The sequence below is a fragment of the Bradyrhizobium sp. genome (genome assembly GCF_035935975.1).
Classification (GTDB): Bacteria; Pseudomonadota; Alphaproteobacteria; order Rhizobiales; family Xanthobacteraceae; genus Bradyrhizobium.
In genome coordinates this window covers 329984-343455 of the sequence record NZ_DASYWN010000041.1, presented here as the reverse complement: position 1 = coordinate 343455, position 13472 = coordinate 329984, and the positions used below count along the sequence as shown (strand labels likewise).

General features: G+C 64.1%; 13 protein-coding genes. 10 read left to right on the top strand and 3 right to left on the bottom strand.

Going from position 1 to position 13472, the window contains the following annotated elements:
- Window positions 1–19: 19 nt before the first annotated feature.
- From VGR99_RS24395 to VGR99_RS24385, 3 genes are all read right to left on the bottom strand, one after another.
- Window positions 20–1231, bottom strand: a complete 1212-nt coding sequence (locus VGR99_RS24395; protein WP_326902017.1) for an acyl-CoA dehydrogenase family protein — start codon at window positions 1229–1231, stop codon at window positions 20–22.
- A gap of 80 nt (window positions 1232–1311) precedes the next feature.
- Complete coding sequence (locus tag VGR99_RS24390; protein WP_326902016.1) at window positions 1312–2430, bottom strand: glycoside hydrolase family 172 protein; 1119 nt, start codon at window positions 2428–2430, stop codon at window positions 1312–1314.
- Between the two features lie 221 nt (window positions 2431–2651).
- Window positions 2652–4277: a long-chain fatty acid--CoA ligase gene (locus VGR99_RS24385; RefSeq protein ID WP_326902015.1), complete on the bottom strand. Its 1626-nt coding sequence runs from the start codon at window positions 4275–4277 to the stop codon at window positions 2652–2654.
- Window positions 4278–4455: 178 nt separating this feature from the next.
- On the opposite strand from VGR99_RS24385, the gene VGR99_RS24380 reads away from it, so the two are divergent.
- From VGR99_RS24380 to VGR99_RS24335, 10 genes are all read left to right on the top strand, one after another.
- Window positions 4456–6288 carry an NAD(P)/FAD-dependent oxidoreductase gene (locus VGR99_RS24380; RefSeq protein ID WP_326902014.1) on the top strand — a complete coding sequence of 611 codons (1833 nt, stop codon included), beginning with the start codon at window positions 4456–4458 and terminating at the stop codon, window positions 6286–6288.
- 5 nt (window positions 6289–6293) lie between these two features.
- Entirely contained in the window at window positions 6294–7097 is an 804-nt protein-coding gene (locus VGR99_RS24375; RefSeq protein WP_326902435.1) for a shikimate dehydrogenase, read from the top strand.
- A gap of 120 nt (window positions 7098–7217) precedes the next feature.
- A complete protein-coding gene (locus VGR99_RS24370; RefSeq protein WP_326902013.1) occupies window positions 7218–8030 on the top strand; it encodes a lytic murein transglycosylase in 813 nt (270 codons plus the stop codon).
- A 96-nt stretch (window positions 8031–8126) separates the two neighbouring features.
- Window positions 8127–8348: a hypothetical protein gene (locus VGR99_RS24365; protein WP_008137329.1), complete on the top strand. Its 222-nt coding sequence runs from the start codon at window positions 8127–8129 to the stop codon at window positions 8346–8348.
- A 12-nt stretch (window positions 8349–8360) separates the two neighbouring features.
- Complete coding sequence (locus VGR99_RS24360) at window positions 8361–8783, top strand: hypothetical protein (RefSeq protein WP_326902008.1); 423 nt, start codon at window positions 8361–8363, stop codon at window positions 8781–8783.
- A gap of 404 nt (window positions 8784–9187) precedes the next feature.
- Window positions 9188–9649 (top strand): MaoC family dehydratase, encoded by a 462-nt coding sequence (locus tag VGR99_RS24355; RefSeq protein WP_326902007.1) that lies wholly within the window; start codon window positions 9188–9190, stop codon window positions 9647–9649.
- A gap of 96 nt (window positions 9650–9745) precedes the next feature.
- The gene (locus VGR99_RS24350; RefSeq protein ID WP_326902006.1) at window positions 9746–10258 is read left to right on the top strand and encodes a hypothetical protein; all 513 of its coding nucleotides are present in this window, start codon (window positions 9746–9748) and stop codon (window positions 10256–10258) included.
- 297 nt (window positions 10259–10555) lie between these two features.
- Window positions 10556–11713 carry a helix-turn-helix transcriptional regulator gene (locus VGR99_RS24345; RefSeq protein ID WP_326902005.1) on the top strand — a complete coding sequence of 386 codons (1158 nt, stop codon included), beginning with the start codon at window positions 10556–10558 and terminating at the stop codon, window positions 11711–11713.
- 233 nt (window positions 11714–11946) lie between these two features.
- Complete coding sequence (locus VGR99_RS24340) at window positions 11947–12918, top strand: helix-turn-helix transcriptional regulator (RefSeq protein WP_326902003.1); 972 nt, start codon at window positions 11947–11949, stop codon at window positions 12916–12918.
- Window positions 12919–13146: 228 nt separating this feature from the next.
- Window positions 13147–13395, top strand: coding sequence for a DUF6894 family protein (locus tag VGR99_RS24335; protein ID WP_326902002.1), 249 nt, complete (start codon window positions 13147–13149; stop codon window positions 13393–13395).
- The last annotated feature ends 77 nt before the right edge of the window (window positions 13396–13472 follow it).

The window sequence follows — 13472 nt, the reverse complement described above, 5'->3', positions numbered from 1 at the left end:
GCGGCGATAGCGCTGCAGATCATGCGTTCGAATACTTCTTCAGCTCGAACCGAGCAATCTGGTTGCGATGGACCTCGTCCGGTCCATCGGCCAACCGCAGCAGCCGCGCCGTTGCATAGGCCTGGGTCAGGCCAAAATCGTTCGACGTGCCGCCGCCGCCATGGGCCTGGATCGCCCAGTCGATGATCTGGCATGCCATGTTGGGCACGGCGACCTTGATCATGGCTATCTCGGCTTTCGCGACCTTGTTGCCGACGGTGTCCATCGCATAGGCCGCATTCAGCGTCAGCAGCCGGGCCTGCTCGATCATGATGCGGGCTTCCGCGATCCGCTCCTGCGTCACGGTCTGCTCGGAGACCGGCTTGCCGAAGGCGATGCGGCTGCGCACGCGGCGGCACATCTTTTCCAGCGTGCGTTCGGACAAGCCAATCAGCCACATGCAATGGTGAATGCGGCCCGGGCCGAGGCGGCCCTGCGCGATCTCGAAGCCGCGGCCTTCGCCGAGCAGCATGTTCTCCTTGGGCACCCGCACATCGGTGAAGATGACTTCGGAGGCCCGGTCAGGCACGCCGTAGAAGCCGAACACGGGCAGGGGCCGCTTGACCTCGATGCCTGGCGTGTCCATCGGCACCAGGATCATGGATTGCTGCTTGTGGCGGTCGGCATTGTCAGGGTCGGTCTTGCCCATGAAGATGCAGATCCTGCAGCGCGGGTCGGTCGCATTCGTCGTGTACCATTTGCGGCCATTGATGACGTAATGGTCGCCGTCGCGCACGATCGAGCTTTCGATGTTGGTCGCATCCGATGACGCGACCGCCGGCTCGGTCATGGCGAAGCAGGAGCGGATCTCGCCCGCCAGCAGCGGCTTCAGCCAGCGCTCTTTGTCCTTCTCCGAGCCGTAGCGTTCCAGCACCTCCATGTTGCCGGTGTCGGGCGCCGAGCAGTTGAACACTTCGGGGGCGAGATGCGAGCGGCCCATCACTTCGCAGAGTGGGGCATATTCGAGATTGGTGAGGCCGGCGCCGTGACTGGACTCCGGCAGGAACAGGTTCCAGAGGCCTTCGGCGCGCGCCAGCGGCTTCAGCTCCTCGACGACGGGATAGACTTTCCAGGGCCCGAGCTCTTCAGCCTCGCGATAGAACCGCTCCTCGTTCGGATAGACGTGCCGGTCCATGAAACTTTCGAGCTTGCGCTTGAGCTCGACGACTTTCGGCGACATCGGGTAGAGCATCTTCGTCTCCTTGAGCGATCGGCGAATTTTCTTGAGCGTAATCTTCCGGAAAACCGCGGCACACTGTTCCGGATCACGCTCTATGCGATTTCCAGATAGTCCGGGCCGGGCAGTTCCGGGAAGGGCGCCGTCGGCAGGGTCTGGTACCAGAACGCGACCGAGGCGATGTCGTCCTGCAACGGCAGATATTTTCCTTCCCTCGCGCCGGGCAGCCAGCCCAGCGCCTGGATCGTTACGCGCAGGTCGCTCTGGAAGCGCACGGGGTCGGGGATGTGCCAGCGATACAGGCCAAAGCGCTGCTGCGACCTGTAGACGCCGTCCGGGCGGATCACCTGCGGCAGGCCGGCATAGGGCGTGGTGAATTCCAGATAGCGCGATTGCTTCGCCTCGCCCTGGCCGGAATGGGCGACATGGGGATCGAAATTATACGCGCCGCAGAAATAGTCCTCGGTGCCGGTGCCGCAGATGGTCGGGAACGCGCCGTCGCCGTCGATGAAGAACTTGATCTCGCCTTCGCCCCACCAGCCATTGTTATTGACGCCCCAGGCCATGTAGGTGCCGACATAGTGGCCGGCACCCTTGATGCCATCGAGGATGGCGTAGACCTCCTTGTAGGGCAGCGGATTGGTGCGCCGGAACTGGGCGTGGAAATAGGCGCAATCTTCCGGCACGTCGGTCAGGGTGTAGTTGATCTGATAGTAGATCGTGATCTGCTCTTCGCTGCGGTTCTCCAGCGTGAAGCGCGCGCGCTTGCGGAACGGCATCTCCCAATAGCAGTTGAAGGCGCGGCCGGGATTGACGCAGACCGCGAGCGAGGAGACCTGCGCGAACTCCTCCCAGCCGCAGGCGAAGAAATCGCCGGCCGGGCATTCCACGCTCGGTTGCGTCTGGTCGTCCCAATAGACGCGCAGGATCGAATGGCGCAGCCGTCCGCGCGCCAGCGTCATCCAGATCTGCTGGATCGCGCCCTGGCCCTCGATGTCGGCGAGGGTGAAGGTCGCGCCGGGCTCGATCTGAACATAGGGCGAGACCTTCCAGCCCTGTCCGAGATCGCGCGCCTGGCGCGCCGCGGGGCCGTCGACGGACATGCCGCCTTTGCCCTTTTCGCCCGAAAAGTTCTCCGGGCTGATCGAGCGCGACTGCGCGTTCGACAGGCGCGACAGATTGCCGAGATGCAGGCCCAATCCGGAAAACGCCATGATGTCCTCGATAAGGGGTTAGCGATGTCGAGATATATAGCTCCCGAACTGACCAAAAGATGAAGACGATCGCGCGCGAAAAGACCTTGTGCCGCCTTCGTAGCCCGGATGGAGCGCAGCGCAATCCGGGATGCGTCCACACGGGCGGTCGTGCGATGCGGTTGGTCTGGCCCCGGATTACGCTGCGCTCCATCCGGGCTACGGGCCTGATCGCACGCGGTTCAAGCGACGCGATACTCCTTGAACTTCTCGCGCAGCGCCGACTTGAGCACCTTGCCGGTGCCGGTCATCGGGAATTCGTCCAGAAATTCGACGGCGTCGGGCATCCACCAGCTCGCGATCTTCGGCCGCATGTGGTCGAGCAGGGTCTTGCCGTCGACGGTCGCGCCCTTCTTGCGGACGACCAGGAGCAGGGGGCGCTCCTGCCATTTCTCATGTGCGATGGCGACGACAGCGGCTTGCAGCACGTCCGGATGGGACAGCGCGATGTCCTCGAGCTGGATCGAGGAGATCCATTCGCCGCCGGATTTGATGACGTCTTTCGAGCGGTCGGTCAGCGTGACGTGGCCCTGCGGATCGATCACGGCCATGTCGCCGGTGATCAGCCAGCCGTCGCGATCGAGGCCTTCGTCGAGCTTCATGTATCCGGACGCGACCCAGGGACCACGCGCGCGCAGATGGCCGACGGTCTTGCCGTCGCGCGGCAGCTCGGCGCCGCCATCGTCGACGATGCGCAAGGCGGTGCCGAAGCAGGCGCGTCCTGAGACCTGGCGCCGGTCGAATTTTTCCTTTTCGCCGAGATGCTCCGAGCCGGGCCGCAAGCCCGGCATCGAGCAGCCCAGCGCCTCGGTCATGCCCCAGGCCTGGATGTAGTCGATGTTGTAGTCGCGCTTGAGCTTCTCGACCATCGCGCGCGGCGGCGCCGAGCCCGACGACAGCGTTGCGCGCAGCGTCGTGAATTTGTTGCCGGTGCGGCCGAGCCAGTCGAGCAGGATCAGCCAGAAGCTCGGCACGCCCGCCGAGAGCGTCACCTTCTCGCCTTCGAGCAGCTCGTAAAGCTTGTCGGGCTCGTAATTGCGGCCGGGCAGTACCAGCTTGGAGCCGGTATAGGGCGCGGTGAATGGCATGTTCCAGCCGTTGCCGTGGAAGAGCGGCGCCATCGGCATCATCACCTCGCGCACGCCTTCGACATGGCCGGGCAGGAAGTCGAAATTGCAGCAGGTCATGGTTTGCAGGATCGCGGCGCGGTGCGAATAGATCACGCCCTTCGGATTGCCCGTGGTGCCCGAGGTATAGCAGATCGTCGACGCCGATTTCTCGTCGAATTCCGGCCAGGCGAAGCCGGCCTCGTTTTCCTTCGCGAGCAGATCCTCGTAGCAATGCACATTGGCAAGCTTGGTCTCCGGCATCCGCTCGCGCGAGGACATCACGACGAAGGCCTCGATCGTCGTCAGCTGCGGTGCGATCGCCTCGACCAGCGGCAGCGTGGCGCGGTCGATGAACAGCAGCCGGTCCTCGGCGTGGTTGATGATGTAGACGAGCTGCTCGGGAAACAGTCTGGGATTGATGGTGTGCAGCACATAACCCATGCCCGGCGCGGCATAGAACATCTCGAAATGCCGGTGCGTATTCCAGGCCAGCGTGCCGACGCGGTCGCCCGGCTTCATGCCGAGCCGTTTCAGGGCAAGCGCCATGCGCTTGATGCGCGGATGGGCGTCGGCATAGGTGTAGCGGTGGATGTCGCCTTCGATCTCGCGCGCGACGATCTCGGCCTCGCCGTGATAGTCGGCGGCGTACTGGATCAGGCCGCTGATCAGCAGCGGCATATCCATCATCAATCCCTGCATGGTCTCCTCCGGATCGCCACGTCGTTGCGCGGCGCATGTTCGTGATTTGCGCGCAAGGTTAGCGGAACGTCACGCGGCGTTCACGCAAAAAACGGCAGACGTGATTGCATGCGTCACTTTTTCAGGGCTAACGTGCGGTGAGCTGCCGGCGAAGCAGCAGGCGCCGTGGAGGAAATGGATGTCAGCGGAAAGACACAAGACCGGTACAGCCGGCGCACCTATGATCGATGTTTCCGCACTCCGTGCGCGCTATCGCGACGAGCGCGATCGCCGTTTGCGAACCGAGGGCAAGGCGCAATATGTCGAGGTTACCGGCGACTTCAGTCGCTACCTCGACGATCCCTGGGCCGATCCCGGATTTGCGCGAGCGCCTGTCACTGAACAGACTGAGGTGCTCATCGTCGGCGGCGGCTTCGGCGGCCTGTTGTGCGGCGCGCGTTTGCGCGCGGCCGGGATCGATGATTTTCGCATGGTGGAAAAGGCCGCCGATTTCGGCGGCACCTGGTACTGGAATCGCTACCCCGGTGCGGCCTGCGATACCGAGAGCTACATCTACTTGCCGCTGTTGGAAGAGACCGGCTACATGCCGGTGCGCAAATATGCGCGAGCGCCGGAGATCTACGAGCACTCGCGCCGCATCGGCCGTCACTTCGGCCTCTACGAGCGCGCGCTGTTCCAGACCGTCATCTCGCGGATGACATGGCAGGAGCAGGAGGCACGCTGGCTGGTCGAGACCGATCGCGGCGATCGCATCCATGCGCGCTTTGTCATCCTCGCCGGCGGGCCGCTGAGCCGGCCGAAGCTGCCGGGCATTCCCGGCATCGAGAGCTTCAGGGGCCACAGCTTCCACACCAGCCGCTGGGATTATGGATATACCGGCGGCACCGCCGATGGCGATCTCACCGGTCTCGCGAACAAGCGCGTCGGCATCATCGGCACCGGCGCCACGGCCGTGCAATGCGTGCCGCATCTCGGCCGCGCCGCGAAGGAGCTTTACGTCTTTCAGCGCACGCCATCGGCGATCGGCGTGCGTGACGATCGTCCCACGGATCAGGGCTGGGCGCAGGGCCTCAAGCCCGGCTGGCAACGAGAGCGCATGGACAATTTCACGGCGGTGATTTCGGGCGAGCCGTTCGAGCGCGATCTGGTGCAGGACGGCTGGACGGGCCTGCTCGGCGAGATCCTGCTGGCGCCGCGGCGCCAGCCGCAGCCGGTAAGCTCGATGGAGGAGGCGCTGAAGGTCATCGAGCAGGCCGACTATCGCAAGATGGAGGAGATCCGCGCCCGCGTCGACGCCGTCGTGAACGACGAGGCGGCTGCGGCGGCCCTCAAGCCCTGGTACAAGGCGTTCTGCAAGCGGCCGTGCTTCCATGACGAATATCTCGACACTTTTAATCGTCCCAATGTCCATCTCGTCGACACCAGGGGGCAGGGCGTCGAGCGCATCACCGAGAATGCTGTCGTCGTTGACGGCAAGGCCTACGAGCTCGACTGCCTGATCTACGCCAGTGGCTTCGAGGTCGGTACCGATTACGCCCGCCGCATGGGGTTCGAGGTCTATGGCCGGGATGGCATGAGCCTGTCCGAGCGCTGGCAGGGCGGGGTCAAGACGCTGCACGGCTTCTACAGCCGCGGCTTCCCGAACTGCTTCCTGATCGTCACGGTGCAGGCCGGCCAGAGCGCCAATTTTCCGCACATCATCGACGAGCAGTCGCAGCACATCGCCTACGTCATCGCCGAGGCGCGCAAGCGCAGCGCGCGAACGCTGGAGCCGACGCTCGCTGCGGAGAACGCCTGGGTCGACGAGGTCGTCAAGGCCGCCATCGGCCGCCAGACCTATCTCGCCGAGTGCACGCCGGGCTATTACAACAACGAAGGCGTGTTCGATCCGATTGCGGCGAGAAACAGCCAGTACTGGCGCGGCCCGATGGCGTTCCTGCGGCTGCTGGACAAGTGGCGCAAGGAGGGCAATCTGGACGGGCTGGAATTGACCTCCGAGGGTGCGGCTTGAGCGGCGTGATCCCGGCCCCGACAGGCGCGACGCGGCTCCACGTCATTGTCGGCGATCCCATCGCGCAGGTCCGCTCGCCGGCGGGCGTGTCGGCAGCCTTTGCCGCGCGGGGGCATGACGGCATTCTCGTGCCGGTGCAGGTCGCGCCGGCGGATTTGCCGGACTTTCTTTCAGTGGCGACGCGGCTGAAGAATCTCGACGGGATCGTCGTGACCATCCCGCATAAATTCGCCTGCTACCAGGCCTGCACCAGCGCGACCGAACGCGCACACTTTTTGCGCACCGTGAACCTGATGCGTCGGCGCGCCGATGGCTCCTGGCACGGCGACATGGTGGACGGTCTCGGCTTTGTCGGCGCGGCGAGAGCCAAGGGGATCGATCCCCAGGGCATGCGGGCGCTCCTGGTCGGCGCCGGCGGCGCGGGCTCGGCGATCGCGCTGGCGCTGGTCGAGGCCGGCGTCCGCGAGCTTGCGATTCACGACAGCGCGACCGAGCGCCGCGACGCGCTGATCGGCCGGCTCAACGCCCTCGGCAAGGCGCCGATACGGACCGGCACCATGGATCCCGCGGGCTTCGATTTTGTCGCCAATGCGACACCGGCGGGGATGAAGGATGGCGACCCGCTGCCGGTCGATGTCGCGCGCCTGGCGCCGGCTTCCTATTGCGGCTGCGTGATCACCAAGCCCGAAATCTCGCCGTTCATCGCCGCGGCCCGCAGGATCGGCTGTGTCACCGGGACCGGCACCGACATGTATCAGCAGCACCAGAGCATCATGGTGGATTTCCTGCTGGGCGCGGAAGGCGCGTGAGTTGCCGCTGTCAAGCGCTTTGGTTGGTTCGATTGGTGCTGCCGGGACTTGAGCGACGGCAAATGACGTAGGATCATGCGCATGCGCGAGCCGGTCGCGTGGCAGTGAGAGGAACGAGCAATGATCAAGGGCAGGACAGTCGCAACATCAGTGATCGGTGCGACCGCGCTGTTACTCTCTCTGCCCGTGGCGAACGCCGCGCAATGCGGCAGCTCGCCGGCCGGTTTCGAGGCCTGGAAGCGCGAATTCAGTGCGGAGGCGCAGGGCAAGGGCATCGGCCAGACCGCGATCTCGGCGCTGATGCAGACCAACTATGCCAGCGCCACCATCGCCGCCGACCGCGGCCAGCGCAGCTTCTCGCTGTCGCTCGACCAGTTCCTGGCCAAGCGCGGCGCCACCACCATCGTTGCCAAGGGGCGGCAGCTCAAGCAGTCGCAGGCGGCCCTGTTCGCCTCGATCCAGCAGCGCTATGGCGTTCCGCCCGGGCCGCTGATCGCAATCTGGGGCATGGAGACCGGCTTCGGCAGCCAGCGCGGCAACCAGAACATGCTCTCGTCGATCGCAACCCTTGCCTATGACTGCCGCCGTCCCGAATTCTTCACCGATCAGCTCTATGCCGCGCTGAAGCTGATCGACCGCGGCACGCTCACGGGGGCGACCCGCGGCTCCATGCATGGCGAGGTCGGCCAGACCCAGTTCATGCCCAAAAACATCCTGGCTTACGGCACCGGAAATCTCGAGGTTGCCGCCAACGCGCTGAACTCGACCGCCAATTTCCTGAAGGCCCATGGCTGGCGTGCAGGAGCCGGTTACCAGCCGGGCGAGCCGAATTTTGCCGCCATCGAGGCCTGGAATGCCGCGGGCGTCTATCAGAAGGCGATCGCGCTGATGGGACGGCAGATCGACGAGGGTGGCGCGGCGGCTTCGCGCTGACGTGATGCGCCGGCGCGAGAAAGTTGTTGCCATCAGGAACTGACGGCACGAGGCTTGCTTTGTTGGTGTTCAGGGCTGGGCATGAGGAGACTCAAGATGGCAACCCAGATCGTGATGGACCAGACTGGCGATACCCGCCACGAGTTTGATCCTGGCAATGCCGAAGCGCTGGCGCGGGCCGAACAGCGCTTTCGGGAGTTGACCGGAGCCGGCTTCACCGCCGCCTTCCGCACCGGGCCCGGCGAAGTGACCCGTATCAAATCGTTCGACCCGACCGCGCAGGAAACGCTGTTCTACCCTCGCCTGGTCGGCGGCTGATCTGAGCTGCTCATGTTCGCGGCACTGTGGTTCCGCGCGCCTGCGCGTGCCCGCCTGCATGCGTTGCGCGAACTCTACCGGCGCTTCTTCGGCGAGAATACGCCGGATGCGCGCGGCCGCCGCCTGCTGGCCGAATGGCTGACGCCGGCGCAGCGCGCGCAATTTGAGCAGCATCGCTATTTCGATGTGATCGGTTGCGATAGCGGCAAGACCTATCGCATCCACTACGGCACCGCCGCCAACGTCCATGAGATCGACGGCGAGGGGCACGCGACGATGGGGTGGTGTTTCGTGCCCTCGGGCTTCCTGGTGCCGGGCGACGTCATGCTCGCGCAGAAGATTGCGCTCGAGACCGACGAGAACGGCGCACTCGCGCTCGCCAACCGGTTTCCGCCGGCAACGCACTCAGAACATTTTTACCGCCGGCCGTTCTAGTCCCGGCCGGCCGCTTCGATCAATGCGTGGTGCGATATGCATCCAGCGCATGTGCGGCGAAGACGCCGATGCTGCAAAGGGCGAGCAGGCCTGAGATCAGCTCGATCATAGCTCGTCCTCCTCCAGTCGGAGGGCGACGAGATTTTGGCAGCAGGCATAGTCGTAAATGAGGTCCAGAACGAACTGCATGGTGGCCGTCCCTGTCTATTTATTTTGATAACCACCTAACCGGCGATCTGTTTCAGGCGTGTTTCGTCGCATCTGGAAAGGGGTTTCGCGGGGAACCGGAGGGCTGGTTTGTGCGGCGCGAAGCCGCTATGTCCCGCTTCTCGACGTCCGGATTCTGGCAATCCTTTCAGCCGCGGAGCTCCGGCGAGCGGCGCATCACATTGCGAGGCAAAATCATGGCGCAAGAAATCCCGGCGCAAGTCGAGTGGTTCGACGATCTGACCATCGGAATGCGGTTCAAATCGCCGGAGGTCGTGGTCACCGAGGCCGACATCAAGCGCTTCGCCTCCGAGTACGATCCGCAGCCGATGCACCTCGACCACGAGGCCGCCAAGGACACCCTGTTCAAGGGGCTCGCTGCGTCGGGATGGCACACCGCCGCGATCGCCATGAACCTTGCGATCCAGGCCCGCCCGTTCGGCCCGCATCCGCTGATCGGCGCCGGCGTCGACGGCCTGCGCTGGACCATTCCGGTGCGCCCGAATGACCGGCTGCATCTGGTCGGGGAAGTCATGAGCCTGACGCCCTCGAAGTCGAAGCCGCAGGGCATCGCGCTGGTGAAATGGACGATGTTTAATCAGAATGGTGAGGAGGTTTACACCTTCACGCCGATCGCGATCGTGCCGCGGCGCGCGTAGGCCGCCATCCACCCGACCTTGCCGCCGCGCCTGACACCCTTGCGGGCCGCGGGGAGAGATGGTCATCTCCGCGTGAGGAACACGCTGGAGGCTGACATGAGACGATTCTTTCTCGCCGCCGGAATGCTCGCGGGCGTCCTCGGCGCCGTCGCCTTGTGCACAAGGCCTGCGCTTGCACAGCAATCCAAGGTCGGCGACTGGACCATCGAGAAGCGCACGCAGGACACGCATTGCAACGCGAGCCGCGGCTACAAGGACAAGGATGACGAGAACCGCGACTACGTCATCGTCATCACCTATTCCGAGAAGGCCATCGTGATCGTGATGATCTACGACGGATGGGAGTGGGAGACGGTCGGCGAGATCCTCCGCGCCGATGTCGGCACCGACGACGCCGACATCATGAAGAAGGCCAAGTGGGAGGTCATGGACAAGACCACCGTGCGCGGCATCTTCGAATACGATCAGTCGATCATGGACCGGCTGTCGAAGGCCAAGCGCCTCACGCTCGACTTCGAGGACGATGACGAAGACAGCATCGAGATGCAGATCCCGCGCGCCGGCGAGGCGCTCGCCGCGTTGAAATTCTGCGAGGAGAACCGGAAATAATTTGCTAGCTCCCGCTGCGAATTCTCGGGAGATTTCGGCAACGAACTGAAGCTGCAGCGAGAGGGCGCGTGATCCAGCACACACAGCCCGATCGCTGTTCGTATTTATCCTAGTCTTTGGCGAAAACGTCCAAGCCGCTTTTTGCGCTTGCCGTTACGCAGGGGCGATGTTCGATATTCCAGAATCTCACCGCAAGTTTCTTTCCTCGTCCAAAGCGGCGTTTGGCCGGCCCGTCGCCTTCGTGAGTTCCCGGTGCAACCGCGATCGGGACAACGCTCAGATCGCGGCCGCAGGCCGATGACGATCCTCCAGGCAAACCGCTTCTCCTCGCTCGTCGGAGAGATCTACGATGCGGCGGCCAATCCCGCGCTGCGCGGGGCCGCGCTGGAGCAGGTCTCGAATTTCGTCGGCGGATGTGCCGCCACCATCCTGTCCCGGGACGAGGCCAGGCACTCGCTCGAGATTCACCAGCACTTCGGCACCGAGTCCCGGTTCCGCCAGCTCTATCGCGACAGATATGTCGAGCTCGATCCGCTGCTCGACCGCCACCTCGGTCTCGCGACGGAACAGGCCGTCGGCGTGACCGACATCATGCCGCATTCGGATTTCGTGGCCACCAGCTTCTATCGCGACTGGCTGGAACCGCAGGGCGCGATAGATCTTGCGACGGTGACGCTCGAGAGGTCGGACGCACGCACCACGATCCTGCAGGTGCTGCGGCATCGCTCGCGCGGGACCGTCGACGAGGCAATGCGCGAGCGCATGCGGTTGCTCGCGCCTCACATCCAGCGGTCGCGGGTCATGGGCCGCCAGATCAGGGCGCGCACGCATACCGTGGACGATCTCGCCGATGTCCTCGACGGATTGAGCACGGCGATCTGCCTGCTCGACGCGGAGGGGCGCGTCGTCCATGCCAACGCCGCGTGCCGTCAGCTTTTCGCCGATGCCAATCTGCTCGCGATGGTCGGCGACAGGATCGTGGCCCGCAACACCCAGTCCGACAAATTATTCCGCAACATGCTCGAAATCGTTTCGGACGGCGGAGCTGATTCCGTTCCGCGCCGTCAAATCGGGCTCGCGACATCCGTCGACGGGGAGCACTATCTGCTTCACGTCGCGGCTTTGAAGCGGGAGCACCATCTGCCGCGCGACATCGCGGCCACCGTGCTGTTCGTCCAGAAGGCCTCGATGCTGCCGTCACTCGTGCCCGACGCCATCGCCTCGGCCTTTCGGCTGACGCCGTCGGAACTGCGCGTGCTGATGGCGATCGTCGAGATCGGCGGTGTGCCGGATATTGCTGCAAAACTAGGCATTGCCGAGACGACAGTGAAGACGCATCTCGGTCGGCTGTTCGAGAAGACCGGCGCCGGCAGGCAGGCCGATCTCGTCAAGATCGCCGCCGGCTTTGCCGCGCCGTTCGTTCAGCGGACGGATCGCGGCAACGACGCGGTGTGATCCATTTCACAGCGTGAAGGCCGAGAGCGCGCAATCTCAATCCATCGTGATGAGCAAGGCGTGAGAGTCCTCCGAACGTACGACGCGCATCGTTTGAGACTTTCGTATACGCGCCACGCGAAATGCTGAGGGCGGCATGCGCCACGAAGACAAAGCGCGATGCGTATCGGACGCGGCGCGCGGCGGAACGGTCGTGCATGGCCAAGGCTTGCTCGTTGGTTGGAGAGATTGCAGTGAGCGGCAAGGACGAATTTTCCATTTTCAATGTTTCAACGGACCACATTCCCGAAGGCGAGCGCGTGCCGCTGTTGCGTGAGTTCTACTGCCGCGGCGTTCTGAAGGCGGAGGTCGAGGCGAGGGAGGCAAAGCCGGCCGCACGCTTCACCTCGCACGTCCTGCCGGAGGCCCAGTTGCTGCTCGGGGGATTGTGCGGCGCGCGGGTCATTCGAACGAAGCAACTGGTTGCCGATGGCGACGACAGCCTCGCCTTGATCGTCAACCGATCGGGCGTTCTCGGGATATCCGAGCGAGGGCACGATCTGAGGCTCCGGGCGGGAGAGGCGGCCCTGACCAGCGCGGAGGACGTCACGACCTTCGAGCGCCTGGCGCTGGGAAGCGGGTTCTCGCTGCGCGTGCCGAGACGCGTGCTGGCCCCCATGATCGTCGATGTCGACGATGCGGTGATGCGCATCATCCCGGAGAACGCCATCGGACTTCGGCTGCTGGTCGATTACGCAATCGCGCTGCTGCGCGAAAAGACGCTGGAGGTGCCCGCGATGCGGCAGCTCGGCGTTGCGCATCTGCATGAGCTGCTGGCGCTCGTTCTCGGCGCGACGGACCACGCCCGGGAAGCAACCGGACGGCGTGGTCTCAAGGCGGCACGGCTCCAGAAGGCGAAATTTCTCATCGTCAACAATTGCTGGCAGCAGGATATTTCGGTCGCGAATGTCGCCCACGAACTCGGCGTGACCCCGCGTTATCTCCAGCGGCTGTTCGAGGCCGACGGCAAGACGTTTTCGTCCTTCCTGACCGAACAGCGTCTCAAGCGTGCCCATCGCATGCTGCGCGAGCCCGATTTCGCAGAGCGGCCGGTCAGCTCGATCGCCTACGACGTCGGCTTCGGCGATCTCTCTTATTTCAACCGCTGCTTCCGGCGGGCCTATGGCGCAACGCCGACCGACGTCAGGAGCGGCGGGGTGCTGTAGCGGGCCCCGACTGAGTTTCAGCCGAATATCGCATTCAACAGGGAAGAATTTGACATGATCCTTGATCGTGGAGTCATGACTTCAGCATCAACACGCAGGGCGGCCTCCTCCGCGGTCCATGCAATCAGCCCGGCGGCTACCGGAGCGTGCCGTATTCCGCCGACCACATCGTCTGGCGCGCGGAGTAGGTGACGACGCCGTGCTTCGTGCGACGAGTTGGAGTTTGGAATGCGCCGTTTCTTCTTTGATCTCCTGGTCGGCAATGTCGTGAAGATCGATCCCGGCGGCATGGTGTTCGAACATGCCCGGGCGACGATCGTGGTGGCCGACGAGATGGCACGGCATCTGTTCGTCTGGCGTGACGATCTGCGTGATCGCGACGCCTGGATTCGCGTCAGGGATGCCGGTGGACGTGAGGTCTATCGTGCCGCCGTCTGGGCCCAGAGCCCGGAGAAGGTCGGCTGGGACCAGGCGTAGTCCCTTCGAAGGAGGGTGTAGCAAAGCTGCACCAGTTCGAAGCCAAGCGCCTTCAGTTCGTTCTGGACCGAAACCCG